Below are 26243 nucleotides of genomic sequence, written 5' to 3'. Positions count from 1 at the left end.
CTTCGGCTCAGTCCTGGACGCCCCGCTGCCGTACGACCGATCCCGTTCTGCCCTTCACGACCTCCAACTGGGCGTGAATACGGCGCCGCAGGTCGGCGACATGGCTGACGATGCCCACGCTGCGGTCGCGCTCCCGCAGGGAGTCGAGCACGTCGAGGACCTCGTCCAGGGTCTGGTCGTCGAGGCTGCCGAAGCCCTCGTCGATGAAGAGCGTGTCCAGCCGCACCCCGCCGGCCTCGTCCGTGACGACGTCCGCGAGACCGAGGGCCAGCGCGAGCGAGGCGAAGAACGTCTCGCCCCCGGAGAGCGTCGCCGTGTCACGCTCCCGGCCGGTCCAGGCGTCCACGACGTGCAGTCCGAGCCCGCTGCGGCCACGGCCCGCGCGGTCGTCGGAGTGGACGAGGGTGTAGCGCCCGGAGGACATGCGCTGCAGTCGTACGGTCGCGGCGGCGGCCACCTGTTCCAGGCGGGCGGCGAGGACGTACGACTCCAGGCGCATCTTGCGCTCGTTCTCCGCCGAGGTGCCCGCGGCCAGCCCGGCCAGGCGTGCCACCCGGTCGAACTCCTCACGCAGTGGCGCGAGCCGGCGCACGGACGTGCTCGCGCGCGTGGACAGCCGGTCCAGTTCCGTGCAGCGTCGGGCGGCCTCGTCCCGGGCGGAGGCGGTCTCCCGCAGCCGCCGGGCGGCGGACTCGGCGGCCCGTTCGGCGACGGCCAGGTCGGCGGCCGGTCGCTCGGCGGCGGCGGCCGTGTCGGCCTCGGCGAGCACGGCACGCACCGCGCTGTCCTCCAACTGCCAGGCGTCTAGGCGTCGTTGGAGGTCCCGGTGGGCCGCGTCGTCGAGGAGCGCGGCGGCCGCGGCCTGGGGGGTGTCGAACCCGGCGCGGAAGGCCGCGTCGGACAGGCGCGCGTCGGCGTCCTTGAGACGCTGCGCGGTGTCCTCGGCCGCACGCACGGCCTCCGCGGCCTCCGTGAGCAGAGCGGCCTGCCGCTCCAGCTGCGCGGCGCGCGCGGCAACACTGTCGGCGGCGCCCCGGGCCTGCGCCAACTCCTCCTCCAGAAAGGCCCTTTCGCGGTCGTTCCGGTCGCGGTGGGAGACCCGGGCGGCGGCGCGCAGTGCGGCCTGCTGCTGGGCCGCGACCCGCCGCTCGTGCTCGAGTCCGGCCTGCGCGAGCCGCTCCCGCGCGGCGTGCAGCCCGGATCCCGCAGCCCGCGTCTCGGCGTACTGCAGCTCCAACTCTTCGGCCTGCCCGGCGAGTTGGGCGGTCGGTACGTCGCCCGCCTCGGCGGTGGCGGCCGCCAGCGCCTCGCGTACGACGCCGAGCCGGCGTTCGTCCTCGGTGGCCTGTTCGTCGGCGCGCTGGTACACGGCGAGGGCCCGCTCCTCGGCCTCCCGGTCGACGTGTCCGGCGTCCTTGCGCGCGGGTGCGGGGTGTGCGGAGCTGCCGCACACGGCGCAGGGCTCGCCGTCGACAAGGCCGGCGGCGAGTTCCGCGGCGATGCCCTGAAGACGCTGTTCCTTCAGATCGAGCCAGTGGACCCGGGCGTCCGTCGCGCGTTCACGGGCGGCGAGGGCCCTGGCGTGGGCGGCGTCCGTGTCCCGGGCGAACTGGTCGCGCTGCCGGGCCGCCCTGAGCCGCGCCTGGGCGGGATCACGCCGCTCGGCGAGCTGCTCCGCGCGCGTGGTGGCCTCCTGCGCGGACTCGATGCGCGCCTGGAGCTCCGCGCGGGTCGCCTCCCAGGTGGCGAGCCAGCTCTCGGCGTCCTGCCGGACGTCCTCGTCCTCGCGCTCCTGGCGGTCCAGGGAGACGCGCTCCTCGGTGAGCTCGCCGAGCCGGCGCTCCGCCCTGCGGGCCGACTCCAGTCCGCCGAGCTCCTCGGCCGCCTTGCGCGCCGCCGCCGCGAGCCCGGGCGCACCGGCTCCGGCGTAGGTGTCCGGCAGGGCGAGACGCGCGCGTGCCTCGTCCGTGGACGCGCTGCGGTGCTCGGCCTCGGCGTCGTCGCGCAGATGGAGCGCGGGGGCCACCGTCTCCGCCTTGCGCGCCCGCTCCATCCGCGCCTGTGCCTCCTGATGGGCGTCGGCACGCTCCGCCAGCCGCGCGGCGCGCTCCCGCGCCTCGGTGAACCTGCGCTGCAGCCGGGCCACTTCGCGTACGTCGTCGAGTACGCGGCCGGCGGCGGCCTGCGCGGACTCGGCGGCCGCACCCGCGGTGTCCGCCAGGGTGAGCCGCTCGCGGGCCGTGCTGCGGGCCACGGCGGCCCAGGTGAGGACGGCCTCGGCGAGTCCGGGCTCACCGGGCGCGAGATCGGGCGGCGGCACCTCGACGATGTCGCCGGCGGCCTGCTGCATGCGGTGCGCGTCGGCGAGCAACGCGGTGTCGCCCTCCCGCACTTCGGCCTCCGCGGCCCGGCGCCGCTCGGCGAGCCGCTTCTCGACCTCGGCGAAGCGGTGGGTGTCGAAGAGCCGGCCGAGCAGCTTGCCGCGGGCCTCGGCGTCGGCCCGCAGGAAGCGGGCGAAGTCGCCCTGGGGCAGCAGCACGACCTGGCAGAACTGCTCGCGGCTCATGCCGAGCAGTTGGGTGATCTCCTCGCCGATCTCCTGGTGGGAGCGGCTGAGGTCCTTCCAGGTGTCCGCCGACGCCTCGTACTCGCGCAGCCAGCTCTGCGCCTTCTCGGTGGTCGTGCCCGTGCCGCGCTTCTTGGGGCGGGCCCAGGGCGGCTGCCGGGTGACCTCCAACCGGCGTCCGGCGACGGTGAGTTCGAGGGTGATCTCGGTGCGCGTCGCGGGTGCCGCGTGGTCGCTGCGCAGGGTCAGGCCCTGGCCGCTCTGGCGGGCGCCCGGGACCGCCCCGTACAGCGCGTAGCAGACGGCGTCGAGGACGGACGTCTTGCCCGCGCCCGTCGGCCCGTGCAGCAGGAAGAGCCCGGCGGCCGACAGCTCGTCGAAGTCGACGCTCTGGGTGCCGCCGAACGGCCCGAAGGCCGTGATGTCCAGGCGGTGCAGCCTCATCGGGCCTCCTTCGGGTCCTGCGCGTCGTGCATGTCGTGCCTGTCGTGCCTGTCGTGCGTGTCGTGCCTGTCGTGCGTGTCGCGCGTACGTGGGGTCATCGGGCGACCTCCCGGACGGCCTCGTCGGCGCGGACGGCGTCGAACGCGTCCCTCAATACGGCCTGTTCGTCGGCGTCAGGGCCCGCGCCGCGCACATGGGCCACGAAGTCCTCCGCGATCTCCTGCTCGCTGCGGCCCGCGAGCCGCCGGGCGTAGGAGACGTCCGGGTCCTCGGGGGCCCGCTCCGGTTCGAAGACGAGGCTGAGCGTGTGCGGGAAGCGCTCGGTCAGCCGGGCCATGGGCTCGGCGGGGCGCACCGGGTCGGTGAGGGTCGCCTCGACCCACGCCTCCTCGTGGCGCGCCAGCCGCGGATCGGCGAGCAGGTCTTCCAGGTGCCCCCGGACACGGGCGAGCTTCCGGGGAACGGGACAGTCGACCCGCTGCGCACCCACGAAACCCTCCGGCCCCAGGTCCACCAGCCACATGCTCTTGCGGTGGTCGACCTCCGAGAAGGAGTACGGCAGCGGGGAGCCGGAGTAGCGCACGCGCTCGGTGATGGTCTGGCTGCCGTGCAGATGGCCCAGTGCGGTGTAGTCGACGCCGTCGAAGACCCCGGCGGGTACGGCGGCCACCCCGCCGACGGTGATGTCCCGCTCGCTGTCGCTGGCCGCCCCGCCGGTGACGAAGGCGTGGGCGAGGACGACGGAACGGGTGCCCTCCAAGCGCGTGGCGAGGTCGGCGCGGACCCGGTCCATGGCGGCGGCGAGGACGGCCTCGTGCCCCGCCTTCTCGACCCCGAACTCGGCCTTGACCAGGGCCGGTTCGAGATACGGCAGTCCGTAGAAGGCCACGTCGCCGTGGGCGTCGGGGAGGAGGACGGGCGTGCCGCACGCGGAGGGCTCGGTCCGCAGATGGATCCCCGCGCGGCCGATGAGCCCGGCGCCGACACCGAGCCGACGCGCCGAGTCGTGGTTCCCGGAGATCATCACCGTGGGCACCCCGAGGTCGGCGAGCCGGTGCAGCGCGTCGTCGAAGAGCTCGACGGCGGCCAGCGGCGGCACCGCCCGGTCGTACACGTCCCCCGACACGACCACCGCGTCCACGTCGCGCTCACGCACGGTCGCGACCAGGTGACCGATGAACCCGGACTGGGCATCGAGCATGTTCACCCGGTGGAAGGCCCGGCCGAGATGCCAGTCGGACGTGTGCAGAATCCTCATGATCCCCGAGACTAACGGGCGGGTCGGACATCACGGGCGGCTACTCCCGTATCGGTCCGCGCTGCCCGCCTATGCGTCCCCGTACGCCTCTCCACCCAGTTCGAACCCGGCCGTCCCGGCCGTCGCGTCGGCGAGCCACGCCCGGAAGGGCTCGACGTCGGTGTCCGGCAGCCCGATCTCGATCGTGACGGCCTCGCCGTACCGGACGTCACGGACCTCGCGCCCGGTGGACCGCAGGTCGTTCTGTATCTTGCCGGCGCGCTGGTGGTCGACCGTGACCGTGGCCAGCCGGAAGCGTTTGCGCGTGAGTGTGCCGAGGGTGTCCAGTGCCTCGCCCACCGAGCCGCCGTACGCCCTGATCAGTCCGCCCGCGCCGAGCTTGACCCCGCCGTAGTAGCGGGTGACGACGGCGACGACGTACCGCATGTCGCGGCGCAGCAGCATCTGGAGCATGGGCACGCCCGCGGTGCCGCCGGGTTCGCCGTCGTCGCTCGCCTTCTGGACGGCGGCGTCGGCTCCGATGACGTACGCGTAGCAGTTGTGCGTGGCGTCGGCGTGCTCCTTGCGGACGCCCGCGATGAACGCCTGGGCCTCCTGCTCGGTGGCCGCCGGGGCGAGGGCGCACAGGAAGCGGGAGCGGTTGACCTCGGTCTCGTGCACGCCCGCGCGGGCCACTGTGCGGTACTCGTCCTGCATCACGCCAGCGTATGCGCTTCCCGCGCGGGTCCGGCACGGCGGACCCGGGTCGCGCCGCACACGCGCGTGCGGCGCGACCCAGGGGTCTCGTGCGCGCGGCGAGAGGGGCGCGGATCGTCCGCGCGGCGGTCGCGGCGCGTTCGACCGCGCGCGGCGCGGCCGCGGCGCGGGCCGTGCCGGCGCGGCCCATCCCGGCAAGTGCGGCCTCGGCGGCCGCGCGCCCGGCGGACCTGAGATCGCCCGATGGGCGCCCCCCGGCAAGGACGGGCCGACCTCACGGCCACCGACTCCGCCGCGCACCGCGCCCGACCGCGGCGGCGGGTCCGCCGATGATCGCCTCCGGCGGGGGCACCACGTCCCGGGAGCCCAAGGACCCCCGTCGAGGCGCCCCCGAGCCCCACGTCATCGCCCCGGCGACAGCACGACAGGCCCGGGTCGCCTCGCGGCCAACCCATGCCCCCTCGGCCAACCCGTGTCGCCCCTCGGCCAACCCGTGTCGCCCCCCGGCCAACCCATGTCGCCCCCCGGCCGCCCCCTGTCACCGCCCCGGTCCCGGCGGGGCCCCTCCGGACGTCCGGACCCGGCGCAGGTGCGCGGGGCGAGGTGGTGGATACTCGCTCCTCGTTGCCCGAAGCCGGATCGCCGGCCCGACCGATCGCAGGGAGATCGCAGCATGACCGGCACCCAGGTGGACAGTTCGGACTCCGCGGAGCCCCTCGAACGGGAGCCCTCCGCAGCCGCGCCGCGCTGGCGGGCGTGGCTTTTGGAGGGACTCAGCGAGCAGTCGGCCAAGCACCCCGGCCCGCACGCCACCCCGGACGCCGAGCACCGGGGCCACAAATGGTGGCGGGTGATGTGCCTCACCGGCGTCGACTACTTCTCCACGCTCGGCTACCAGCCGGGCATCGCGGCCCTCGCCGCCGGACTGCTCTCCCCTCTCGCGACCCTCGTCCTGATCGCGCTCACCCTGCTCGGCGCACTGCCGGTCTACCGTCGCGTCGCCAAGGAGAGCCCGCACGGCGAGGGTTCGATCGCGATGCTGGAGCGGCTGCTGCCCTGGTGGGCCGGGAAGATCTTCGTCCTGGTGCTGCTCGGCTTCGCGGCCACCGACTTCCTGATCACGATCACCCTGTCCGGAGCGGACGCCTCCGCACACGTCGTGGAGAATCCTTTTGCTCCGCACTGGATGCACGGCGGGAACACCTGGATCACCCTCCTTCTCATAGCCGCGCTGGGCGCGGTCTTCCTGAAGGGCTTCAAGGAGGCCATCGGGATCGCGGTGGCGCTCGTGGCCACCTACCTCACCCTCAATGTCGTCGTTCTGGCCGTCTCCGCCTGGCAGGTGCTCAGCCACCCGGTCAAGATCGGCGACTGGACCGACGCGATGACGGCCGAACACTCCTCGCCGCTCGCCATGATCGGCGTGGCGCTCCTCGTCTTCCCGAAGCTGGCGCTCGGCATGTCCGGCTTCGAGACGGGCGTGGCGGTGATGCCTCAGGTCGAGGGCGACCCGACGGACACGTACGAGAAGCCGACGGGCCGGATCCGCGAGACCCGCAGGCTGCTCACCACGGCCGCCGTGATCATGAGCGGCTTCCTGCTGCTGTCCAGCCTGGCGACGACGATCCTGATCCCGCAGGACGAGTTCAAGAGCGGCGGCTCGGCGAACGGCCGTGCCCTCGCCTACCTGGCCCACCAGCACCTGGGCGAGGCGTTCGGCACGGTCTACGACCTCTCGACCATCGCGATCCTCTGGTTCGCGGGTGCCTCCGCGCTCGCCGGTCTCCTCAACCTCGTGCCGCGCTATCTGCCGCGCTACGGCATGGCCCCCGAGTGGACGCGCGCCGTCCGCCCCCTCGTGCTCGTCTTCATGGCGGCCGCGGTCCTCATCACGCTGTGGTTCAACGCGAACGTCGACGACCAGAGCGGCGCGTACGCGACCGGTGTGCTGGTCCTGATGCTCTCCGCCTCCTTCGCCTCGGCGGTCGCCGTGCACCAGCGGGGCCACCGCGCCGCCGCGATCGGCTTCGGCGCGATCACCGCGGTCTTCGGCTACACCCTGGTCACCAACGTCATCGAACGCCCCGACGGCATCAAGATCGCGCTGATCTTCATCCTGGCGATCCTGATCACCTCGTTCGCCTCCCGGGTGCGCCGCGCCTTCGAACTGCGCGCCGCCGAGGTCACGTTCGACGAGGCCGCGGCCCGTTTCATCGACGAGGCCGCGGCGAGCGGACCGCTGCGGCTGATCGCGAACGAGCCGCACGAACACAGCACCCGGGAGTACCGCGCCAAGGAGTACAGCCAGCGCGAGCAGACGCACATCCCGGACGGCCGTCCCGTGCTGTTCCTGGAGGTGTTCGTGACCGACTCCTCGGACTTCACCGCCGACCTGACCGTGCACGGCGACGAGAAGCACGGGGTGCGCAGGCTGCGCGTCGAGGGCGCGACCGTGCCCAACACCATCGCGGCCGTCATGATGCGACTGCGCGACCGCACCGGCCAGGTCCCGCACGCCTACTTCAACTGGACCGAGGGCAACCCCCTCAGCCACCTGGTCCGCTTCCTCGTCTTCGGTGACGGCGAGGTCGCCCCGGTCACCCGCGAAGTGCTGCGGCGCGCCGAACCGGACCCCGAACGCAGGCCCCGGATCCACGTGGGCTAGCCCTCCTCCGGCCCGCCGGTCCCGCTGCCTTCCCTCCCGCCCCGTCAGTCCTTCTTCTTGCCCCGCGGCACGGTCATGCCCGTCAACAGCGCCGTGCCCGGGGCGAGCGCGTCCCAGGAGTCTCCGTGCCAGGCGAGGACCGCTGTCGCGGAGGTCGGGAACTTCGTCCGTACGTCGTCCAGCGCGTCGTCGAGGCTGTCCCCGGCCAGTTCGAGCACGAGTTCCTCCAGGCCGGGGTTGTGTCCGATCAGCAGCAACGTCCCGATCCGGTCGGGGACTTCGTGCAGGACCGCCAGCAACTCCGGTACCTCGGCGCCGTACAGCCGCCGGTCGAACCGTACGGGCGGCGGGGTGCCCCACTGCCGCGCCGCCAACTCCCAGGTCTGGCGGGCGCGTACGGCGGTGGAGCACAGGGCGAGGTCCGGCAGACAGTCCGACTCGGCGAGGGCGCGTCCGGCGGCCGGGGCGTCGCGGCGGCCGCGCGGGGCGAGGGGCCGCTCGTGGTCGGCGACGCCCGTCGGCCATGCCGACTTGGCGTGCCGCAGGACGACGAGTCGGCGCAGCGGGCCCGCTCCGGCGCGTGCGATCACCGCTGCGCCCCGATGTCACGGGTGAGTTCGAGCCCCAGGAGACGGTCCGCGTAGGCGTACGTCTCGAAGCGGGCGCCGTCCGGCACGTCGTCCGCGTGCTCGACACGCCGCAGCACCTCCAGTACGGCGGGTACGTCGAGGTCGTCCTCCCACGCGGCGCGCAGTTCCTGGCGTACGCGCTCGGGGACGGGCTTGGACGGCCGGGTGGCCCAGGTGGCGACGGACTTGCGCCAGCGCGCGAGCGTCTCCCGGGCGCCGTCCAGGTCGGCGGTGGCGAAGTCGACGGGCTGTCGGCGCGGGGCCGCGAGCAGGACCATCCTCAGCAGCGCCGGGTCGGCCGTGCCGTGCACCGGGGCGACCTCGATGCGGATGCCCTCCACGGCGGTGGCGCCGGGCGCGAGCACATGCAGGGCCGGGCCCGCACCGCTCCGGTCGCCCTCGGCCCGGCGGATGCCGAGCGCGTCGGCGCGCGCCCGGAGCTCCGCGGGCGGGTCGGCCACGGTGACGACGGGAGTCCCACCGAGTTCCAGGGTCCTGGCGAGCACGTCGGCGACCAGCAGCACGCGCAGTGCGGACAGATCGTCCCGCTCCACGTGCGCCTCGACGCGGGTCAGGCTCCGGCGGGCAGGGACGGCGTCGATGGGCTCGCCCGTTCGGGCGTCGGTGATACGCAGCACGGAGCGAGCGTAGGCGGGCGCGAGCCCGGGCGCAGGGAGGTCGGACCGATTCCGGACACGCGGGCTTCCCCGGCTGTCCCTCCGTATGAGGTGTGAGTGGTTCCACCCCGGTGGTGTAGCCCACTGCACCAGAGGTTCGGGAGATCACTCTCTCGTGGGCGCGGCCGGGGGACGGGAGGGTTGATCCCGACGGAGAACGGCCCGTCGACCTCGGAGATCTCCCCTCCTCACGCTCCTTTGGCCCGGAAGAGGACCTCACCCCCATGACCATCCGTGTCCTGCTCGCCGACGACCAAGCCCTGCTGCGGGCGACGTTCCGCATCCTGATCGACTCCTGCTCCGACATGGAAGTGGTCGACGAGGCCGCCGACGGCCGGGCAGCGGTCTCGCTCGCGCGTACCCACCGCCCCGACGTCGTCCTCATGGACATCCGTATGCCGGGCGCCGACGGCCTCACCGCCACCGCCGCCATCTGCGCCGACCCCGACCTCTCCACCACCCGCGTCCTCATCCTCACGACGTTCGAGACCGACGAGGACGTGGCCCGGTCCCTGCGCGCCGGAGCCAGTGGCTTCCTCGGCAAGGACGTCACCGCGGACGAACTCCTGAGCGGCATCCGCACGGTGGCAGCGGGCGACGCGCTCCTCTCCCCCCGGGCCACGCACACCCTGGTCACCCGCTTCCTCGCCTCCCCCGCACCCAGCGCCCAGCCGGCGTTTCCCGGACAACTGGCGGCTCTCACCGCCCGCGAGCGAGAGGTGACCGCGCTGGCGGCCGAGGGAAAGTCCAACGACGAGATCGCCCAGGAACTCGTCGTCAGCCCGCTGACCATCCGCACCCATGTGCACCGCGCCATGACCAAACTCCACGCCCGGGACCGCGCCCAACTGGTCGTCATCGCCTACCAGTGCGGCCTCGTACAGGTCTCGCGGCCCCCGAAGTGAGCGAGCCCCCGCCCGCGCGTCGACCCCCTGGCCACAGCGCCCCGTCGTGGGTGAGAATGCCATATGCCAGAATCGGAGAATGTGACTTATGCCACTCACTAGGGGGCACGACTCGTGGACCTGGACTTCACGGACGACCAGACGGCGCTTCGCGACACATTGCGCACGTTCTTCGAGAAGGAGTCGTCCACCGCGGCCGTACGGGCGGCGGAGCCACTCGGGTTCGACGCGGCGCTGTGGCGGAAGGTCGTCGACCTGGGGTTCGCCGCGATCGCCGTACCCGAGCACCTCGGTGGCGGCGGTGCCGGTTTCGTGGAACTGGCCATCGCGGCGGAGTGCCTCGGGCAGTCCCTCGCCCCGGTGCCCCTGATCGAGGCGGCGGTGGCGAACGACCTCATCGCGTCGCTGTCCGACAGAGGTTCGTCGCTGCCCGGCGGGGGCTCGTCTTCGGCCGACGCGGGCTCGCCGTCGTCCGGCGAGCCGGACGCCCGCCTGCAGTCCCTCACCGCACGCGCCGTCGCGGGCGAGCTCCTGGCGACCCTGGCCCTGCGCCCGGCGACGGGCGACCTCGCGCGGCTGGTTCCGGCGGGCGCGGTGGCCGATCTCGTGGCCGTCCTGCGGGGTGACGAACTCCTCCTGCTCCGGCAGCCGGACCGCGGCCCCGCCACACCGGGCGGGGCCGTCCGCAATCTCGGGGCACTTCCGCTCGCCGACTGCCCCATCGACACGGAAGACGCCCTGGTGCTGGCGCGCGGGCCGGCCGCCGTGCGCGCTTATCGCCGCGCCCTGAGCCGGTGGGAACTGCTGACCGGCGCGGCGCTCTTCGGCCTCGGCTCGAAGGCCCTCGACATCGGCGTCGACTACGTGATGCAACGCAAGGCGTTCGGTGTGCTCATCGGCACGTTCCAGACCATCCAGCACCGCCTGGCCGACAACGCGATCGCCCTCGACGGCGCCCGCCTGCTGGCCTACGAGGCGGCCTGGGCACAGGACGAGAACCTGCCCACGGCCGACACCTCGGCGACCATGGCCTTCCTGTTCGCCGCGGAGACCGCCTTCAAGACGACGTCGGAGGTCCTGCACTTCCACGGCGGATACGGCTACACGCTGGAGTACGACATCCAGCTCTACTTCCGACGGGCGAAGGCCTGGTCACTCGTCGCGGGCGACTCCCGCGCGGCGTACGCGCGGCTCGCGCACCGCGTCTTCGGCGCGGCACCGACACCGACACCGGCACCGGCACCGGCACCGGCAGAGAGGGCGGGCTGACGATGGACTTCCGCGAATTCGACGAACTGGCCTCGCACCGCGAGGCGGCCTGCGCCTGGGTCGAGGCTCATGCGCGACCGGAGTGGGTGGAGGAACAGCGCCGCTCCGGCACGCATCAGACGGCCGAGCTGCATGCCCTGCTCGCGCGCGACGGGATCCTCGCGGCCGACTGGGCGCCCGAGTACGGCGGGAGCGAGGTCGATCCCGGCTTCGCCCGGGCCGTGTTCGACGAACTCGGCCGCATGGGGCTCGCCTCCGACGGCTGGTCCACGACCTCCATGGTGCTGCGCACCATCGAGCACGTGGGAACCGAGGAGCAGAAACGCGAGTACATCCCGGCCGCGCTCCGCGGAGAGCGGCTGATCGCCCTGGGGTACAGCGAGCCGGACTCCGGCTCGGACGTCGCCGCGGCGAAGACCACCGCGGTCCGGGACGGCGACGAGTGGGTCATCAACGGCCAGAAGATGTTCACCAGCACCGCCCAGCTGTGCAGCCATGTGTTCGTGCTGGCCCGCACCGATCCGGACGTTCCGAAGCACAAGGGGCTGTCGATGTTCCTCGTGCCGACCGACAGCGCCGGGTACGACATCCAGCCGATCCACACGCTCGGCGGGCAGCGCACCAACGCCACGTTCTACGCCGGCGTGCGGGTCCCGGATTCCGCGCGCCTCGGCGGGGTCGACGGTGGGTGGGGCGTCATGCACGTGGCGCTGGTCCACGAACGCTCCGCGTCCAGCCCCGGTTCGGACGGCGGTTCTCTGGTCGAGGATCTGGCCGCCTGGGCACGCACCGCGCGACGCCCCGACGGGACGACGGTCCTCGACGACCCCCTGGCCGCCGAGCGGATCGGCAGGATGGCGGTCGACGAGGAGGTCACACGCCTGCTCGCCCTCCGCAACCGATGGCGCGCCCAGAAGGGCGACCTCCCCGGTGTCGAGGGGTCGATGTGGAAGCTGTTCGCCACGGAGGCCGCCCAGCGCCACTCCAGCGACATCCTCGACATCCTGGGCGCCGAGGGCGTACTGGCCCCCGAGGCGGCCGGCGCGCCCGCGGGCGGCAGGTTCGAGGGGGGCTTCCGGGCGGCGGTGGTCGGCACCATCTACGGCGGGACCAGCGAGATCCTCCGGGAGATCATCGCGGAGCGCCACCTCAGGCTGCCCAGGAACCGTTGACGGTACGGGGTCCTGCGGGGCGGGAACGTCGTACGGCCGGCATTCCCGACCGGCGGCGCCGAGGCTCAACCGGGCCTCGGCGCCGCCAAGTCGGACGCAGGAGCCCGCAACCGGTCAGGCCTTGTCACGGACCTGGGGCGCCAGGTCGATCTCGTCCTCGGCGTGATCGAAGAAGTCGTCGGCCAGCCGATGGCACAGCGTGGCGAGCTGCTCAAGGTCTCCCGGCGACCACTCCGCCAGCGCGACCGACATCCCTCGGCAGCTCGCCTCCCGCACGCGGTCGACCGCGTCCCGGCCGGCCGGCGTGAGCTCGATGCGCTGGGCCCGGCGGTCGTTCGGGTCCGGGACACGCGTCAGACAGCCGGTCTTCTCCAGCTGCTGAACCTGCCGGGTCACGTGGGACGCCTCTACGGACAGCAGGTTCGCCAGCTCACTGGGCCGCAGCGAGCCCGAGTCGGCGACCTGCCGCAACAGCGCGACGGCGGCCCGGTCCAGGGCCAGCCCGGCCAGCGCCATGAGGCGCTCATGCTGACGAACCCTGCTGGTCAGATACGAGATACGGGTGAGCGCACGCTCGATCTCGGCCACGTCCGTCAACGCGGGATCGGCTGCTGTGGGCGGCGGTGTCGACATGGGACGACCTTAACGTCTACTTGCATAAGTTAAGCAATATCGAGTGAGGCCGAGGGGTCCAGAGGGCTGCTCGGGCACCGCCCGTCAGGAGTCGAGGTCGTCGGCGAAGTGCCGGTAGCCGTGCTGGTCCCGGTGGATGTTCCAGATGGTCTCCGCGAGCGCGGCGGGGTCCTTCCTGGGGTGTCCGGGGCTGATCGCGCCAGGGATGACGAGTTGTGCGACGTGGATGCCCTCGTCGGCGAGGGCGCCGTGCAACAGGTGTCCGTAGGCGCTCTCGGCGGCGAAGGCGATGGAGGTGCCGGCCCGGTCGGGGTGGGGTACCGCGGCGGTGCCGCCGTTGACGAAGACGATGGTGCCGCGGCCGAGGGCGCGCATGCCGGGCAGCACCTGGCGCACGGCGGCGACGGGGCCGTACACCGAGAACTCGATCGGTCCCACGAGGTCGGCGGGGGTGGTTTCCAGGACGGGCCGCATGAACTCCCGCTGCGGGACCGGGCTGTACTGCATGACCTCGATGGGCCCCAGGGTCGCGGTCGCCGCGTCCAGCGCCGCTTCGAGCGCCTTCGGGTCGCGTACGTCGGCCGCGAAACCGCGCGCCGTCAGGCCCTCGCCCGCCAGATCGGCGGAGAGCGCCTGTGCCCGGTCCGTGGTGCGGGTGATGAGAGCGACGTCGAACCCCTCGCGGCCGAACCGCCGTGCGACGGCGACTCCGAGGCCGGGTCCGGCTCCGATGATGGCGATGGTGGTCATGGTCTTCCTTGGGGCCTCGGGGGCAGGGCAGCCTACGAGGGGCAGCATGCCCCCCGTGGGCCCCCGCCGCTCGTTTCAGTAGCGGCCGCCTTCCGGTGCGGGAAGGGCGTCCAGGTCGGCCAGGGCCGCCGCGCTCAGCTCCACCTCACCCGCGCCGGTGTTGTCCGCCAGGTACTTCGGAGTCTTGGTGCCGGGGATGGGGACGACGTACCGTCCCTGGGCGACCAGCCACGCCAGTGCCACCTGCGCCGGGGTGATCCCGGCCCGCTCGGCGATCTCACGGACCCGGCCGACGATGGCGAGGTTGGCGCGCAACGCGTCCTGCTGGAAGCGCGGCAGCCGTCGCCGGAAGTCGTCCTCGGGCAGGTCGTCGAAGGAGGCGAACCGTCCGGCCAGGAAGCCGCGGCCCAGCGGCGAGAACGGCAGGAAGGCGATGCCCTGCTCCTCGCAGTACGGCAGGACCTCGGCCAGCGGGTCGCGGTTCCACAGCGACAGCTCGGACTGCACCGAGGCCACCGGGTGCACCGACTGCGCCCGCTCGATCTGCTCGACGTTCACCTCGGACAGGCCGATCTGCCGGGCCTTGCCCGCGGCCACGACCTCGGCCATGGCTCCCCAGGTCTCCTCGACGGGCACCCGGGGGTCGACGCGGTGCAGCTGGTAGAGGTCCACGTGGTCGGTGCCGAGGCGGCGCAGGCTCTCGTCGATCGACTTCCGTACGTGCTCGGGGCGGCCGTTGTTGACGATGACCGGGGAGTTGCCGGGACCGCCGGTCGGATCGCTCACCACCAGGCCGACCTTCGTGGCCAGCACAGCCCGCTCCCGGTGGCCGCCCGCCAGCGCCCGTCCGACCAGTTCCTCGTTGGTGTGGGGGCCGTACACGTCGGCGGTGTCGATGAGGGTGGCGCCCAGGTCGAGCGCCTGGTGGACGACCGCGACGGAGGTGGCTTCGTCGCGCGGGGTCTTCATGTCGTACGAGAAGGTCATGCCCATGCACCCCAGGCCGATCACACCGACCTCGGGTCCCTTGCTGCCCAGTGTCGTGGTGCGCATGGCGTACGTCCTCTCGGTCGGCCGTGGTGAGTCCACGGCGGGCTTGCTGGTCGGCGCCCTCGGACGGACGAACGGTCGAGGGGCATTCCCACCCTGCCCCTCACGCGCGCCGCGTGGCAGACCGCGCTGTACCGGGGAGCGGCGTTCCCGGGTGCGACAGAGCCCCCCACGCCACGGGGAATCACCGCGTGTCTCATGCTGTTGTCCGGCTGCGTACGTACGACAGGCCACGCGGGCCCATGACAGTCCTTCACACCAGACCCAGGAGGCCGACCGTGTACGGCGACCCGGCAACGATCCGCAAGATCCTCACCGAACTCGGCGACACCTGGGCGATCGTGGGCCTCTCGTCCAACGAGCGGCGTGCGGCGTACGGAGTCGCCGACGTCCTCCAGCGCTACGGCAAGCGGATCGTCCCCGTGCACCCGAAGGCCGAGACCGTCCACGGCGAGAAGGGCTACCCGTCGCTGAACGCGATCCCGTTCGACGTCGATGTCGTCGACGTCTTCGTCAACAGCGACCTCGCGGGGCCCGTCGCCGACGAAGCCGCCGCCGCCGGCGCGAAGGCCGTCTGGTTCCAGCTCGGCGTCGTCGACGAGGGCGCGTACGACCGTACCCGCGCCGCCGGACTCGACATGGTCATGGACCGCTGCCCCGCCATCGAGATCCCCCGCCTCGGCTGAGCCACGTCCGCACGCCAGGCCGGTGCGCGGCGAACCCGGTTGACGGCCGGTGGTGGGGATGGGTTTGCTGCTCCGGTGTCCACACTCAGCTTTCAGCAGTCGGACGACGAGACCGGTCTCAAGGACTGGCAGTACGTCCACAATGCCATCGTGCCACCGGCCGCCCTGTCGCTCGACGAGGTCCGTGAGCGGGCCGGGCGCAACCACCTGGAGGTCGCGTACCTCGGCGACGTCCTGGTGGGCTGCTCGACCGTGCGTCCGCCGAAGGACGGCGGCTCGACGGCGACGGTGATCGCCCGGGTCCTGCCCGGACACCGTCGGCAGGGGTTCGGTGAGGAGCTCTACGAGCGCGGGCTGAAGCGGGCGCGAGCGCTGGGCGCGGACGTGGTCGAGACGGTCGTACTGGCGTCCAACGAGGACGGGCTGCGGTTCGCCGTGCAGCACGGCTTCGTCGAGATCGAAAGGTACGTGCTGCCGGGCGAAACGGCCGAGTGGGTCGACCTGCGGCTGGCCTGAGTCAGGTCGGGCCCGGCCGGGCCCGGTCACCGCGCCCGGCCGAGGAAGGCCGTCACCGTCTCCGTGAAGCGCCGGGGGTCGTCGAGCCACGGGTGGTGGCCGGCCTCCGGCTGGACGTTCAGCTCCCCCTCGGGGAACAGCTCCGCCACGGCGGCGGCCACGCGCGGCAGTGGGCCACTGTCGAGTTCGCCCGCGAGCAGCAGGACCCGTGCGTCCAGCGTGGCGACGGCGGCGCGGGCCACGGCGGGTTCGAAGGCGCCGGCGGAGGCGTACAGGCCCGCGGCCTCCTCGTTGGTCTGTTCGACCTCGGTCTCGGCGTGCGCCTGCGCGGTCGTGTCCCAGCGGCCGTAGAAGAACGGGGCGACGGCGTCCCAGTCGGCATCGGCCGCCGAGCCCGCCCAGATCCGTTCGTAGGCGTCGTACCCTGCCGCGAACCACGGCTCGGCCTTGCGCCGCGCGGCCGCCTCCCGGCGGTGCTCCTCGGTGAAGTCGATACCGAGGGCCCGGGCGCGCCCGGTGACCGATGTGAGGGTGCGGATGCGGTCCGGATACCGGGCCGCGTAGAGGAGCGCGAGGTCACCGGCCGCCGAGTGGGCGAGGAGATCCACCCGCTCCAACCCGAGATGCGCCCTGAAGGCCTCGACGTCGTCGACCTGCCGGTCGCAGCGGTACGTCGCCGGGTCGGCCGGGACGGCGGAGTCGCCGGTCCCCCGCAGATCCAGCAGGAACAGCCGACGGTGCCGCGACAGTCCGCCGAGATCGCCGAGGTAGGCGGAGGCACGCATGGGCCCACCGGGCAGACAGAGCAACGGCTCGCCCTCGCCCGCGACGTGGTAGGCCAGTTCGGTCCCGTCGGGGGCAGAAAAGATCGGCATTCCGTCATCCTCATGACGACGAGATGCTCGGGGCAAGCGTTTTTACGCGGCGCCGAGAGAGGCCCCCCGACCAAAAAACGTCCAGGTCGGCCGGTACGGGCCGACCTGGACGTCCTGGCCCGGATGATCAGACGAGGTCGAACCGGTCGAGGTTCATGACCTTGTCCCACGCCGCGACGAAGTCCTTCACGAACTTCGCCTTGGCGTCATCGCCCGCGTAGACCTCGGCGAGCGCGCGCAGTTCGGAGTTCGAGCCGAAGACGAGGTCGGCACGGGTGCCGGTCCACTTGACCTCGCCGGTGGCGTCGTCGCGGGCCTCGAAGGTGGTCGCGTCCTCGGACGTCGGCGTCCACGTCGTGCCCAGGTCGAGCAGGTTGACGAAGAAGTCGTTGGTCAGCGTTCCGGGGGTCGCGGTGAGGACACCGTGCGCCGACTGCTGGTGGTTCGCGCCCAGGACGCGCAGGCCACCGACGAGGACCGTCAGCTCGGGGGCGCTCAGGGTCAGCAGGTTCGCGCGGTCCAGCAGCAGGTACTCGGCCGGGAGGCGGTTGCCCTTGCCGAGGTAGTTGCGGAACCCGTCGGCGGTCGGCTCCAGCGCGGCGAAGGACTCCGCGTCGGTGTGCTCGTCCGTCGCGTCGACGCGGCCCGGGGTGAAGGGCACCTCGACCTCGTGACCGGCGTCCTTGGCGGCCTTCTCGACCGCGGCACTGCCGCCGAGGACGATCAGGTCGGCCAGGGAGACCTTCTTGGCGCCGGTGTTGAACTCCCGCTGGATGCCCTCCAGCGTGCGCAGCACCGCCGCGAGCTGGTCGGGGTCGTTGGCCTCCCAGCCGCGCTGCGGCTCCAGGCGGATGCGCGCGCCGTTGGCGCCGCCGCGCTTGTCGCTGCCGCGGAACGTCGAGGCGGATGCCCACGCGGTGGAGACCAGTTGCGGGACGGTCAGGCCGGAGTCGAGGATCTTCGCCTTGAGGGCGGTGACGTCATCGGCGCCGATGGCCTCGCCCTCCGCCTCCGGCAGCGGGTCCTGCCACAGCAGGGTCTCCGCCGGGACCTCCGGGCCGAGGTAGAGCGACTTCGGGCCCATGTCACGGTGGGTCAGCTTGTACCAGGCGCGGGCGAAGGCGTCCGCGAACTCCGCGGGGTTCTCGTGGAAGCGGCGGGAGATCGGCTCGTAGATCGGGTCGACGCGCAGCGAGAGGTCGGTGGTGAGCATCGTGGGCAGACGCTTCTTCGACGGGTCATGCGCGTCGGGGACGGTCGCCTCGGCGTCCTTGGCCACCCACTGGTTGGCGCCGGCGGGGCTCTGGGTCAGCTCCCACTCGTAGCCGAAGAGGTTGTCGAAGAAGCCGTTGCTCCACTGGGTGGGCGTGGTGGTCCAGGTGACCTCCAGGCCGGAGGTGATGGCGTCCGCGCCCTTGCCGGTGCCGTACGTGCTCTTCCAGCCCAGGCCCTGCGCCTCGATCGGGGCGGCCTCCGGGTCGGCACCGACGCTCTCCGCGGGACCCGCGCCGTGGGTCTTGCCGAAGGTGTGACCGCCCGCGATGAGGGCGACCGTCTCCTCGTCGTTCATCGCCATGCGGCGGAACGTCTCACGGATGTCACGGGCCGCGGCGATCGGGTCCGGGTTGCCGTTGGGGCCCTCGGGGTTGACGTAGATGAGGCCCATCTGGACGGCGCCGAGCGGGTTCTCCAGCTCGCGGTCGCCGGTGTAGCGCTGGTCGTCGAGCCAGGTGGTCTCGGGACCCCAGTACACGTCCTCCTCGGACTCCCAGACGTCCGCGCGGCCGCCGGCGAAGCCGAAGGTCTCGAAGCCCATCTGCTCCAGGGCGACGTTACCGGTGAGGATCATGAGGTCGGCCCAGGAGAGGCTCTGACCGTACTTCTTCTTGACCGGCCACAGAAGGCGGCGGGCCTTGTCGAGGTTGCCGTTGTCCGGCCAGCTGTTGAGGGGGGCGAAGCGCTGCTGACCGGCGCCGGCGCCGCCGCGGCCGTCGCTGATGCGGTAGGTGCCCGCGCTGTGCCAGGCCATCCGGATCATGAACGGGCCGTAGTTGCCGAAGTCGGCCGGCCACCAGTCCTGCGAGGTGGTCAGCACCTCGGCGATGTCCTGCTTCACGGCCGCGAGGTCGAGGGTCTTGAACGCCTCGGCGTAGTCGAACTCCTCACCGAGGGGGTTCGCCACGGCGGGGTTCTTGGCGAGGATCTTCAGGTTGAGCCGCTCCGGCCACCACTGGCGGTTTCCACCGCCCTGGGTCGGGTGCGCGGCGCGCCCGTGCGCGACGGGGCAGCCACCTGCGCCCTCCGACTTCGCATCGGTGACGATTGCATCATGGTTCTCGGACATGGGAATCCTTCCGGACGGGGCGGATCACTGTGCTCAGGAACTGCGGGCGGTGGAACAGTCGGTCGAAACCGTCGAAACAGCCGGGGCACAGGCCCCTGGGGACGTCGTCGACGACACCGTACGACCGGCACATGACGTAGGGGTGGCAGTCGCCGACGCGTCGCTCGAACCGGGTCGGGCTGCCGGGTTGGGCACGGCGTACGCGGCGCACCGCGATGGGTGCGCGGAGGGCCCCGAGCGCCGGCGCCACTCGCGTGGGCGATGCGCCTCGCGCGGACCTTGCGCTCGGGGATGCGCTCGCGGCTGAAGTGGGCGAGCTCCACCCGTCTCCTGAACCGTCACGTGCTTTCCCCTGCTGTTGTCCTGTCCCTTGGCTGTCGCCAGAACCGATCCTACGATGGACACAGTCCAAGTCAATACGAGAACCAGACCCGTACGGATTCATTCGTCAGACGATGCATGGTTAGGCTGGTGAGCATGAGTGACCTGCTCGAACGACTTCGCGGACGCGGCTGGCGGATGACCGCCCAGCGCCGGGTGGTCGCCGAGGTACTCGACGGCGAGCACGTACATCTCACCGCGGACGAGGTGCTCGCACGCGCCACCGCCCGGTTGCCGGAGATCTCCCGCGCGACCGTCTACAACACCCTCGGCGAGCTCGTTTCGCTCGGCGAGGTGATCGAGGTGGCCACCGACGGCCGCGCCAAGCGCTACGACCCGAACGCCCACCACCCCCACCAGCACCTGGTGTGCTCGGTCTGCGGCGCCATCCGGGACGTCCACCCCAGCGGCGACCCCCTGTCCGATCTGCCCGCATCCGAGCGGTTCGGCTTCACCGTCTCCGATGTCGAGGTGACCTACCGGGGCCTGTGCCCCGACTGCGGCCGCGCATAGGACGAGTACCGCGCATCGGACGAGTTTCAGCCAACGCACGCCGACCGACCTCTGAGCGAACCGCATCGAGGCCCGATCCCCCGCACCCTCACCTCCGCTCCGGCTCACACCACCTTCGTCTCCGGTTCGCCCGGCGTACGCCTGTGGTCGCTTCCATGAGGGGATGGACCACATCACGTTCCTCGTGACGGTCGTCATCGTCACGGCGCTGGCCTTCGACTTCACCAACGGATTCCACGACACGGCGAACGCGATGGCCACGTCCATCGCCACCGGGGCGCTCAAGCCGAGAACAGCGGTCCTCATCAGCGGCGTCCTGAACATCGGCGGGGCGTTCCTGTCCACCGAGGTCGCGAAGACCATCTCGGGCGGCATCGTGGACGACACCCTGGTCACACCGGGGATGATCTTCGCGGGCCTGGTCGGGGCGATTCTCTGGAATCTGCTGACCTGGCTGCTCGGGCTGCCCTCCAGTTCCTCGCACGCCCTGTTCGGCGGACTGATCGGGGCGGTGTGGGTCGGCGCGGGCGAGCACGGCGTGCACTTCGACAAGGTGGTCGAGAAGGTGCTGATCCCGGCCGTGGCCTCGCCGGTCGTGGCGGGCGTGGCCGCGCTGCTGGCCACCTACCTCGCGTACAGGATCACCGCACCGGCCCGCCGGGACTCGGTGACCAAGGGCTTCCGGCTCGGCCAGATCGCCTCGGCCTCGCTCGTCTCCCTCGCGCACGGCACGAACGACGCCCAGAAGACGATGGGCGTCATCACGCTGACGCTGATCTCGGCGGGGGCGCTGGGCCACGACGCAGGTCCCCCGGTGTGGGTGATCGCGTCCGCCGGTCTCGCCATCGGACTGGGCACCTACCTCGGCGGCTGGCGGATCATCCGCACGATGGGCAAGGGGCTCACCGACATCCAGTCGCCGCAGGGCTTCGCGGCCGAGGCCGCCGCCACCACCGTGATCCTCACCTCCGCCCACCTGGGTTTCGCGCTCTCCACCACACAGGTCTGCTCCGGCGGCATCCTCGGGGCAGGTCTGGGCAGGCGACTGGCCGAGGTCCGCTGGGGCACGGCGGGGCGCATGGTCATCGCCTGGCTGGTCACGCTGCCCGCCGCCGCGCTGGTCGGCGGGGTCGCGGCGAGCGTGGTGAAGCACGGCGGCACCTTCGGCACCGTGGTGATCGCCCTGTGCGCCGCCGCCGTCGCCGCGTTCATCGTGCTCGCCTCGCGCCGCAATCCGGTGCGCGCCGACCATGTGAACGACGCCCATGAGGTCACCGTCCGTGCCGCTGTGCCGACGGCCGTCGGCACCGTCGCCTGAGCCAAGGAGAAGTCGTACGATGCATGTGGACTGGACCGCACTGGGCGAGGTCACCGCGGTGAGCATCGCCGTCACTGTCGCAGTGGTGGTCGTCTTCGCGCTCGGCGTGCTGGGTGTCTCCCAGGTCGAGGCCGCACGCGAGAAGGACGCCGGCGGCACCCACGCCCTCGGCTTCGCGCAGGCGGGACTGTGTTTCCTGGCCTGCGCGGCCGTCGTCGCGTACGGAATTTACCTGATCGTGCCGCAGTTGCACTGAGTGAAGCCGGGGAGGCCGCGATGACGCCACTGCTGACGGGACTGACCGTCGATTACAGCGACCACGACGACCCGGTACTGATCCGGTCGGACGGCAGTCCGGTGGAGACCTGGCGTGAGAACTACCCGTACCACGAGCGCATGGAGCGCAAGGAGTACGAGTGGCACAAACGCCTCCAACAGATAGAACTGCTGAAGCTGCAGAGCTGGATCAAGGCGACCGGCCGCCGCCTGGTCATCGTCTTCGAGGGGCGTGACGCGGCCGGCAAGGGCGGCACGATCAAGCGGTTCACCGAGCACCTCAATCCGCGCGGTGCCCGGGTGGTGGCGCTGGAGAAGCCGACCGAGCGCGAGCGCGGCCAGTGGTACTTCCAGCGGTACGCGGAGCATCTGCCGACCGCGGGCGAGATCGTGATGTTCGACCGGTCCTGGTACAACCGGGCCGGCGTCGAGCGGGTGATGGGCTTCTGCACGGACGACGAGTACCGGCGCTTCATGCGGCAGGCGCCCGCCTTCGAACGGATGCTCGTCGACGACGGGGTGGACCTGATCAAGTTCTGGTTCTCCGTGTCGCAGGGCGAGCAGCGCACCCGTTTCACGATCCGCCAGGTCGATCCCGTACGACAGTGGAAGCTCAGCCCCATGGACCTGGCCTCCTTGGACCGCTGGGACGACTACACCGCCGCCAAGGTCACCATGTTCCGCGAGACGGACACCGAGCAGGCCCCCTGGACCGTGGTGAAGAGCAACGACAAGAAGCGGGCGCGTGTCGAGGCGATGCGCAGCGTCCTGGCCCGCTTCGCCTACGCGGACAAGGATGAGGAGGTCGTCGGCAGCCCGGACCCGAGCATCGTGGGCGCGGCGGCGAACCTGCTGGAGGCGGGCGAGGACGACTCCGGCCACTGAGCGCCGGGGGGATCCGTCAGCCGTGCGGCGGATGGTCGGTGAGGCGGTGGTCGGCCAGGTTCAGCGCCTCGTCGACCACCCGGCGCAGATGGCCGTCACCGAGTGAGTAGATCACCCGGCGGCCCTCCTTGCGGGTGTTCACCAGACCGGCGAGACGCAGCCGGGCCAGATGCTGGCTGACGGCCGGGCGCGCGGCCCCGCACGCCTCGGTGAGCGTCGTGACATCGGCCTCTTGGCCGGTCAGCGCGTGCAGCAGGGTGAGCCGGGTGCGGTCGCCCAGGAGGGCGAGGAGTTCGGCGGCGAGCGCGAACTGTTCCTCGCCGGGGGTACGCGGATGCGCATCATGCGCAGGTGATAGGTGCATGCGTGCGCTCATACGCACATAATGGCCCTGTGGACGCCGACACGTCCACTCCCGCGCACCGGAAGGGGACCCTCGTGAGCGACCGGCACGACGAGCAAGGCCACGACCACGGCCACTCCCACGATCACGGCTCGCCCCACGGCCATGACCACAGCCACAGCCACGGCCACGGCCACAGCCGCATGGGGCACGATCAGCCGCATCCCCACCCGCGCCCCCACTCCCACGGCACCCCTTCCGGTCTCCTCCCCCGTCTCCGTCACCTCCTCACCCCCCACTCCCACGAGACCGGCGACAAGCTCGACTCCGCGCTGGAGTCCTCGGCGCGCGGTATGCGCGCCCTGTGGGTGTCCCTCGTCGTCCTCGGCACGACAGCCGTGGCGCAGGCGGTCGTGGTCGTGGTCTCCGGATCGGTCGCGCTGCTCGGCGACACGGTGCACAACGCCGCCGACGCGCTCACGGCCGTCCCTCTCGGCATCGCGTTCGTCCTGGGCCGACGCGCGGCGACGCGCCGCTTCACCTACGGCTACGGCCGGGCGGAGGACCTCGCGGGCATCGTGATCGTGCTGACGATCGCCGCGTCCGGTGCGTTCGCGGCCTGGACGGCCCTCGAGCGGCTGATCGACCCGCGCCCCCTGCACCACATCCCGGTCGTCGCGGCGGCCGCGCTGATCGGCTTCCTCGGCAACGAGTGGGTCGCCCGGCACCGCATCCGGGTCGGGCGTGAGATCGGCTCGGCCGCCCTCGTCGCGGACGGCCTCCATGCCCGTACGGACGGCTTCACGTCACTGGCGGTGCTGGTGGGAGCGGGCGGCGCGGCACTGGGGTGGCAACTGGCCGACCCGCTGGTGGGCTTGGCGATCACGGCCGCGATCCTGCTGGTGCTGCGCGACGCCGCTCGCGAGGTGTTCCGGCGCGTGATGGATGCCGTGGACCCTGAGTTGGTCGACTCGGCCGAACGGGCACTGCGGGAGGTCCCCGGCGTGCGCGGGGTGGGTGAGCTGCGGCTGCGCTGGATCGGGCACCGGCTGCGCGCCGAGGTGGCGGTCGTGGTGGACGGCGAGGCGAGCGTGCGACAGGCACACCGGATCGCCGTCGAGGCCGAACACGCCCTGCTGCACGCCGTACCGAAGCTCACCGCGGCCCTCGTACACGCCGATCCGGCCCCCGTGCCGGGCGAGACGGACCCGCACCTGGCGCTGGCGCATCACATGGTCGCCTGACCGGTCAGGCGATGCCCAGCCCCTCCAGTACCACCGCGTTCGGCAGTTCGGCGAACGCCTTGCCCGGTACCAGCAGTTTCCCGCGCCGCCGGCCACTGCCCACCAGGACGTACGGCAGCTCGACGACCGCCGGGTCCACCAGCACCGGCCAGTCGCCCGGCAGTCCGATCGGGGTGATTCCGCCGTACTCCATGCCGCTCTCGCCGGTGGCGGTTTCCATCGGGGCGAACGAGGCCTTGCGGGCGCCGAGTTGGCGGCGGACGGCACCGTTGACGTCGACCCGGGTGGCGGAGAGGACCACGCAGGCGGCGAGCGTGGTCTCGCCGCCGCGTTTGCCCGCGACGACCACGCAGTTGGCGGACTGGTCCAGCAGTTCCTTGCCGTAGTGCTCGACGAAGGTCGCGGTGTCGGCCCACTCGGGGTCCGTGTCGACGTACACGATCTGGTCGGCGGGGACGGTCCCGCGCCAGTGGCGTACGCCGTCCGCGACCGGGCGGGTGAGCTCGTCGAGGCAGTCGGGGGCGGCCGTGGCGTGGTCGAAGTGTCCGATGGGAGCGCGCATGACGGCACGCTAACAGCCGCTCCGGTCCGCCCGGCCGGGTGTCTCAGTGCACGAACGGCACCGACACCGCCATGACCATCTCCACCGGCACGTCGCCCTTGTTGGCGTACGTATGGGGGGTGTTGGCCTCGAACGACACGCTCGCGCCCTCGGGGACGCGGTAGTCGGTCCCGTCGACGCTGAGGGTGAGTTCGCCCGCCATGACATGGACGAGTTCGACCGTCCCCGTGGGGTGCGGGTCCGAGGGACTGCCGTCGCCCGGCATCAGCCGCCAGTCCCACATCTCCAGCGGTCCGGGCGCCTCGGTGCCCGCGAGAAGGCGGTTGTAGCTGCCCGCGTCCGTGTGCCACAGCCGTACGGCCTGCTCGGCCGGGACGATCCGGACCTTGGGGCCCTGCTCGTAGTCGAGGAGGGTCGTGATGCTGACGCCGAGCGCGTCACCGATCTTCACGACGGTACCGATGCTGGGGTTGGTCCTGGCCTGCTCGATCTGGATGAGCATGCCACGGCTGACTCCGGCGCGGCCGGCGAGCACGTCCAGGGTGAAGCCGCGCTCGGTGCGCCAGCGCTTGACGTTGCGCGCCAGCGACTGGGTCAGCAGGTCGAGATCCGACACATTCCGTCCAATAGTCTGCGTACAGTATTCTAGATTACAGAGTTCAATGAAATGAACTATGCTGTGGTGCACCTGATCGTTCACTGAACTGTACTGCGAGGCGACCCATGACAGCGATCTTCGCTCTGGCCACCAGCCTCCTGTGGGGCCTGGCCGACTTCGGCGGAGGGCTGCTGACCCGGCGCATGCCCGCGCTCACCGTGGTCGTCGTCTCGCAGTCGATCGCGGCGGCGGTACTGGGCGCGATCGTGGTCGTGACCGGCGGCTGGAGCGCGGCGGGACCGCAGCTGTGGTTCGCGTTCGCCGCGGGACTCGTGGGACCCGTCGCGCTGCTCTCCTTCTACAAGGCGCTCGCCCTGGGCCCGATGGGCGTCGTCTCCCCACTCGGCTCCCTGGCCGTCGCCGTCCCCATCACCGTGGGCCTCTTCCTCGGGGAGCGCCCCGGGCTGACGCAGGTGGCGGGCATCGCGGTCGCCGTCGTGGGCGTCGCGCTCGCCGGCGGGCCCCAGTTGAGAGGCGCCCCCGTGCAGCGGCAGGCGGTCCTCCTCACGCTGATCGCCGCGCTCGGCTTCGGCACGGTGTTCGTGCTGATCGCGGAGGCGTCCTCGTCGGTGACCGGGCTGTTCCTCGCGCTGTTCGTGCAGCGCCTGACCAACGTCGCCACCGGTGGCGCGGCGCTCCTCGTCTCCGTGCGACGCGGCGCCTCCGCCCTCCCCGAGGACGGCTTCCCCTGGCACTGCCTGCCCGCACTCGCCTTCGTCGGCCTCGCGGACGTCGCGGCGAACGGCACGTACTCCGTCGCCGCCCAGCACGGCCCGGTCACGGTGGCCGCCGTCCTCGCCTCGCTCTATCCGGTGGTCACGGCCCTCGCCGCACGGGGCTTCCTCAGCGAACGGCTGCGCGGAATCCAGGCGGCGGGCGCGGGCCTGGCACTGGTCGGCACGGTACTGCTGGCCACCGGCTGATCAGT

Annotated in this window: 25 protein-coding genes; 12 read left to right on the top strand and 13 right to left on the bottom strand. The window is 72.0% G+C overall.

Annotated features, from left to right (window positions below; genetic code table 11):
* Positions 1-7: 7 nt before the first annotated feature.
* From ACFZDJ_RS12450 to ACFZDJ_RS12440, 3 genes are all read right to left on the bottom strand, one after another.
* The gene (locus ACFZDJ_RS12450; protein ID WP_391058276.1) at positions 8-3010 is read right to left on the bottom strand and encodes an AAA family ATPase; all 3003 of its coding nucleotides are present in this window, start codon (positions 3008-3010) and stop codon (positions 8-10) included.
* Between the two features lie 94 nt (positions 3011-3104).
* Positions 3105-4268 (bottom strand): exonuclease SbcCD subunit D C-terminal domain-containing protein, encoded by a 1164-nt coding sequence (locus ACFZDJ_RS12445; protein ID WP_390937197.1) that lies wholly within the window; start codon positions 4266-4268, stop codon positions 3105-3107.
* 69 nt (positions 4269-4337) lie between these two features.
* A complete protein-coding gene (locus tag ACFZDJ_RS12440) occupies positions 4338-4964 on the bottom strand; it encodes a YigZ family protein (RefSeq protein WP_168506781.1) in 627 nt (208 codons plus the stop codon).
* A 673-nt stretch (positions 4965-5637) separates the two neighbouring features.
* Between ACFZDJ_RS12440 and ACFZDJ_RS12435 the strand changes: the two genes are divergently transcribed.
* Complete coding sequence (locus ACFZDJ_RS12435) at positions 5638-7629, top strand: amino acid transporter (protein ID WP_384907705.1); 1992 nt, start codon at positions 5638-5640, stop codon at positions 7627-7629.
* Between the two features lie 44 nt (positions 7630-7673).
* On the opposite strand, the gene ACFZDJ_RS12430 is transcribed toward ACFZDJ_RS12435, so the two are convergent.
* A complete protein-coding gene (locus ACFZDJ_RS12430; protein ID WP_168506783.1) occupies positions 7674-8219 on the bottom strand; it encodes a histidine phosphatase family protein in 546 nt (181 codons plus the stop codon).
* Entirely contained in the window at positions 8216-8896 is a 681-nt protein-coding gene (locus tag ACFZDJ_RS12425) for a hypothetical protein (RefSeq protein WP_168506785.1), read from the bottom strand. The genes ACFZDJ_RS12430 and ACFZDJ_RS12425 overlap by 4 nt, the downstream gene beginning before the upstream one ends.
* A gap of 263 nt (positions 8897-9159) precedes the next feature.
* Here ACFZDJ_RS12425 and ACFZDJ_RS12420 point away from each other — a divergent pair, with 263 nt between their 5' ends.
* From ACFZDJ_RS12420 to ACFZDJ_RS12410, 3 genes are all read left to right on the top strand, one after another.
* On the top strand, positions 9160-9840 hold the full coding sequence (locus ACFZDJ_RS12420; protein WP_391058273.1) for a response regulator: 681 nt from the start codon (positions 9160-9162) through the stop codon (positions 9838-9840).
* 114 nt (positions 9841-9954) lie between these two features.
* Positions 9955-11109, top strand: coding sequence for an acyl-CoA dehydrogenase family protein (locus ACFZDJ_RS12415; RefSeq protein ID WP_391058271.1), 1155 nt, complete (start codon positions 9955-9957; stop codon positions 11107-11109).
* 2 nt (positions 11110-11111) lie between these two features.
* The gene (locus ACFZDJ_RS12410) at positions 11112-12281 is read left to right on the top strand and encodes an acyl-CoA dehydrogenase family protein (protein ID WP_391058267.1); all 1170 of its coding nucleotides are present in this window, start codon (positions 11112-11114) and stop codon (positions 12279-12281) included.
* Between the two features lie 114 nt (positions 12282-12395).
* Here the strand turns inward: ACFZDJ_RS12410 and ACFZDJ_RS12405 are convergent, their stop codons facing one another.
* The 3 genes from ACFZDJ_RS12405 to ACFZDJ_RS12395 form a co-directional block, all read right to left on the bottom strand.
* Positions 12396-12914 carry a MarR family transcriptional regulator gene (locus tag ACFZDJ_RS12405; protein WP_391058264.1) on the bottom strand — a complete coding sequence of 173 codons (519 nt, stop codon included), beginning with the start codon at positions 12912-12914 and terminating at the stop codon, positions 12396-12398.
* 84 nt (positions 12915-12998) lie between these two features.
* Positions 12999-13664: an SDR family NAD(P)-dependent oxidoreductase gene (locus tag ACFZDJ_RS12400; RefSeq protein ID WP_390937185.1), complete on the bottom strand. Its 666-nt coding sequence runs from the start codon at positions 13662-13664 to the stop codon at positions 12999-13001.
* 75 nt (positions 13665-13739) lie between these two features.
* Positions 13740-14717 (bottom strand): aldo/keto reductase, encoded by a 978-nt coding sequence (locus tag ACFZDJ_RS12395; RefSeq protein ID WP_391058262.1) that lies wholly within the window; start codon positions 14715-14717, stop codon positions 13740-13742.
* A 275-nt stretch (positions 14718-14992) separates the two neighbouring features.
* Here ACFZDJ_RS12395 and ACFZDJ_RS12390 point away from each other — a divergent pair, with 275 nt between their 5' ends.
* Both ACFZDJ_RS12390 and ACFZDJ_RS12385 read left to right on the top strand, forming a co-directional pair.
* Positions 14993-15400 (top strand): CoA-binding protein, encoded by a 408-nt coding sequence (locus tag ACFZDJ_RS12390; protein WP_390937181.1) that lies wholly within the window; start codon positions 14993-14995, stop codon positions 15398-15400.
* Between the two features lie 75 nt (positions 15401-15475).
* Positions 15476-15916 carry a GNAT family N-acetyltransferase gene (locus ACFZDJ_RS12385; RefSeq protein WP_391058259.1) on the top strand — a complete coding sequence of 147 codons (441 nt, stop codon included), beginning with the start codon at positions 15476-15478 and terminating at the stop codon, positions 15914-15916.
* 26 nt (positions 15917-15942) lie between these two features.
* Here the strand turns inward: ACFZDJ_RS12385 and ACFZDJ_RS12380 are convergent, their stop codons facing one another.
* Positions 15943-16791, bottom strand: a complete 849-nt coding sequence (locus tag ACFZDJ_RS12380) for an alpha/beta fold hydrolase (protein ID WP_391058256.1) — start codon at positions 16789-16791, stop codon at positions 15943-15945.
* Positions 16792-16918: 127 nt separating this feature from the next.
* On the bottom strand, positions 16919-19135 hold the full coding sequence (gene katG / locus ACFZDJ_RS12375) for a catalase/peroxidase HPI (RefSeq protein ID WP_390937175.1): 2217 nt from the start codon (positions 19133-19135) through the stop codon (positions 16919-16921).
* Between the two features lie 477 nt (positions 19136-19612).
* On the opposite strand from katG, the gene ACFZDJ_RS12370 reads away from it, so the two are divergent.
* The 4 genes from ACFZDJ_RS12370 (at position 19613) to ppk2 (ending at position 22508) form a co-directional block, all read left to right on the top strand.
* Positions 19613-20029, top strand: coding sequence for a transcriptional repressor (locus ACFZDJ_RS12370; RefSeq protein ID WP_391058253.1), 417 nt, complete (start codon positions 19613-19615; stop codon positions 20027-20029).
* 163 nt (positions 20030-20192) lie between these two features.
* Positions 20193-21347 carry an inorganic phosphate transporter gene (locus ACFZDJ_RS12365; RefSeq protein WP_391058250.1) on the top strand — a complete coding sequence of 385 codons (1155 nt, stop codon included), beginning with the start codon at positions 20193-20195 and terminating at the stop codon, positions 21345-21347.
* Positions 21348-21366: 19 nt separating this feature from the next.
* Entirely contained in the window at positions 21367-21603 is a 237-nt protein-coding gene (locus ACFZDJ_RS12360) for a hypothetical protein (protein ID WP_390937169.1), read from the top strand.
* A gap of 20 nt (positions 21604-21623) precedes the next feature.
* On the top strand, positions 21624-22508 hold the full coding sequence (ppk2, locus tag ACFZDJ_RS12355) for a polyphosphate kinase 2 (RefSeq protein WP_390937167.1): 885 nt from the start codon (positions 21624-21626) through the stop codon (positions 22506-22508).
* Positions 22509-22524: 16 nt separating this feature from the next.
* On the opposite strand, the gene ACFZDJ_RS12350 is transcribed toward ppk2, so the two are convergent.
* Positions 22525-22884 carry a metalloregulator ArsR/SmtB family transcription factor gene (locus ACFZDJ_RS12350; RefSeq protein ID WP_391058247.1) on the bottom strand — a complete coding sequence of 120 codons (360 nt, stop codon included), beginning with the start codon at positions 22882-22884 and terminating at the stop codon, positions 22525-22527.
* A 170-nt stretch (positions 22885-23054) separates the two neighbouring features.
* On the opposite strand from ACFZDJ_RS12350, the gene ACFZDJ_RS12345 reads away from it, so the two are divergent.
* On the top strand, positions 23055-24095 hold the full coding sequence (locus ACFZDJ_RS12345) for a cation diffusion facilitator family transporter (protein WP_391059129.1): 1041 nt from the start codon (positions 23055-23057) through the stop codon (positions 24093-24095).
* A 4-nt stretch (positions 24096-24099) separates the two neighbouring features.
* Here ACFZDJ_RS12345 and ACFZDJ_RS12340 read toward each other — a convergent pair whose 3' ends face one another.
* Both ACFZDJ_RS12340 and ACFZDJ_RS12335 read right to left on the bottom strand, forming a co-directional pair.
* Complete coding sequence (locus ACFZDJ_RS12340) at positions 24100-24657, bottom strand: YbaK/EbsC family protein (protein ID WP_391058244.1); 558 nt, start codon at positions 24655-24657, stop codon at positions 24100-24102.
* A gap of 43 nt (positions 24658-24700) precedes the next feature.
* Positions 24701-25273 (bottom strand): helix-turn-helix domain-containing protein, encoded by a 573-nt coding sequence (locus ACFZDJ_RS12335; protein WP_168489857.1) that lies wholly within the window; start codon positions 25271-25273, stop codon positions 24701-24703.
* A 107-nt stretch (positions 25274-25380) separates the two neighbouring features.
* Between ACFZDJ_RS12335 and ACFZDJ_RS12330 the strand changes: the two genes are divergently transcribed.
* On the top strand, positions 25381-26238 hold the full coding sequence (locus tag ACFZDJ_RS12330; protein ID WP_391058241.1) for an EamA family transporter: 858 nt from the start codon (positions 25381-25383) through the stop codon (positions 26236-26238).
* The last annotated feature ends 5 nt before the right edge of the window (positions 26239-26243 follow it).

The sequence above is a fragment of the Streptomyces sp. NPDC007896 genome (assembly GCF_042959425.1).
GTDB lineage: Bacteria > Actinomycetota > Actinomycetes > Streptomycetales > Streptomycetaceae > Streptomyces.
The sequence above is the reverse complement of the archived record's forward strand: the minus strand, read 5'-3'. Positions and strand labels throughout refer to the sequence as shown.

Coding starts and splice junctions, on each gene's coding strand:
- ACFZDJ_RS12445 (WP_390937197.1), bottom strand. CDS start 4,268: ATGAGGATTCTGCACACGTCCGACTGGCATCTCGGCCGGGCCTTCCAC.
- ACFZDJ_RS12440 (WP_168506781.1), bottom strand. CDS start 4,964: ATGCAGGACGAGTACCGCACAGTGGCCCGCGCGGGCGTGCACGAGACC.
- ACFZDJ_RS12435 (WP_384907705.1), top strand. CDS start 5,638: ATGACCGGCACCCAGGTGGACAGTTCGGACTCCGCGGAGCCCCTCGAA.
- ACFZDJ_RS12360 (WP_390937169.1), top strand. CDS start 21,367: ATGCATGTGGACTGGACCGCACTGGGCGAGGTCACCGCGGTGAGCATC.
- katG (WP_390937175.1), bottom strand. CDS start 19,135: ATGTCCGAGAACCATGATGCAATCGTCACCGATGCGAAGTCGGAGGGC.
- ACFZDJ_RS12340 (WP_391058244.1), bottom strand. CDS start 24,657: ATGCGCGCTCCCATCGGACACTTCGACCACGCCACGGCCGCCCCCGAC.
- ACFZDJ_RS12420 (WP_391058273.1), top strand. CDS start 9,160: ATGACCATCCGTGTCCTGCTCGCCGACGACCAAGCCCTGCTGCGGGCG.
- ACFZDJ_RS12410 (WP_391058267.1), top strand. CDS start 11,112: ATGGACTTCCGCGAATTCGACGAACTGGCCTCGCACCGCGAGGCGGCC.
- ACFZDJ_RS12350 (WP_391058247.1), bottom strand. CDS start 22,884: ATGAGCGCACGCATGCACCTATCACCTGCGCATGATGCGCATCCGCGT.
- ppk2 (WP_390937167.1), top strand. CDS start 21,624: ATGACGCCACTGCTGACGGGACTGACCGTCGATTACAGCGACCACGAC.
- ACFZDJ_RS12330 (WP_391058241.1), top strand. CDS start 25,381: ATGACAGCGATCTTCGCTCTGGCCACCAGCCTCCTGTGGGGCCTGGCC.
- ACFZDJ_RS12370 (WP_391058253.1), top strand. CDS start 19,613: ATGAGTGACCTGCTCGAACGACTTCGCGGACGCGGCTGGCGGATGACC.
- ACFZDJ_RS12400 (WP_390937185.1), bottom strand. CDS start 13,664: ATGACCACCATCGCCATCATCGGAGCCGGACCCGGCCTCGGAGTCGCC.
- ACFZDJ_RS12395 (WP_391058262.1), bottom strand. CDS start 14,717: ATGCGCACCACGACACTGGGCAGCAAGGGACCCGAGGTCGGTGTGATC.
- ACFZDJ_RS12405 (WP_391058264.1), bottom strand. CDS start 12,914: ATGTCGACACCGCCGCCCACAGCAGCCGATCCCGCGTTGACGGACGTG.
- ACFZDJ_RS12380 (WP_391058256.1), bottom strand. CDS start 16,791: ATGCCGATCTTTTCTGCCCCCGACGGGACCGAACTGGCCTACCACGTC.
- ACFZDJ_RS12365 (WP_391058250.1), top strand. CDS start 20,193: ATGGACCACATCACGTTCCTCGTGACGGTCGTCATCGTCACGGCGCTG.
- ACFZDJ_RS12450 (WP_391058276.1), bottom strand. CDS start 3,010: ATGAGGCTGCACCGCCTGGACATCACGGCCTTCGGGCCGTTCGGCGGC.
- ACFZDJ_RS12345 (WP_391059129.1), top strand. CDS start 23,055: ATGGGGCACGATCAGCCGCATCCCCACCCGCGCCCCCACTCCCACGGC.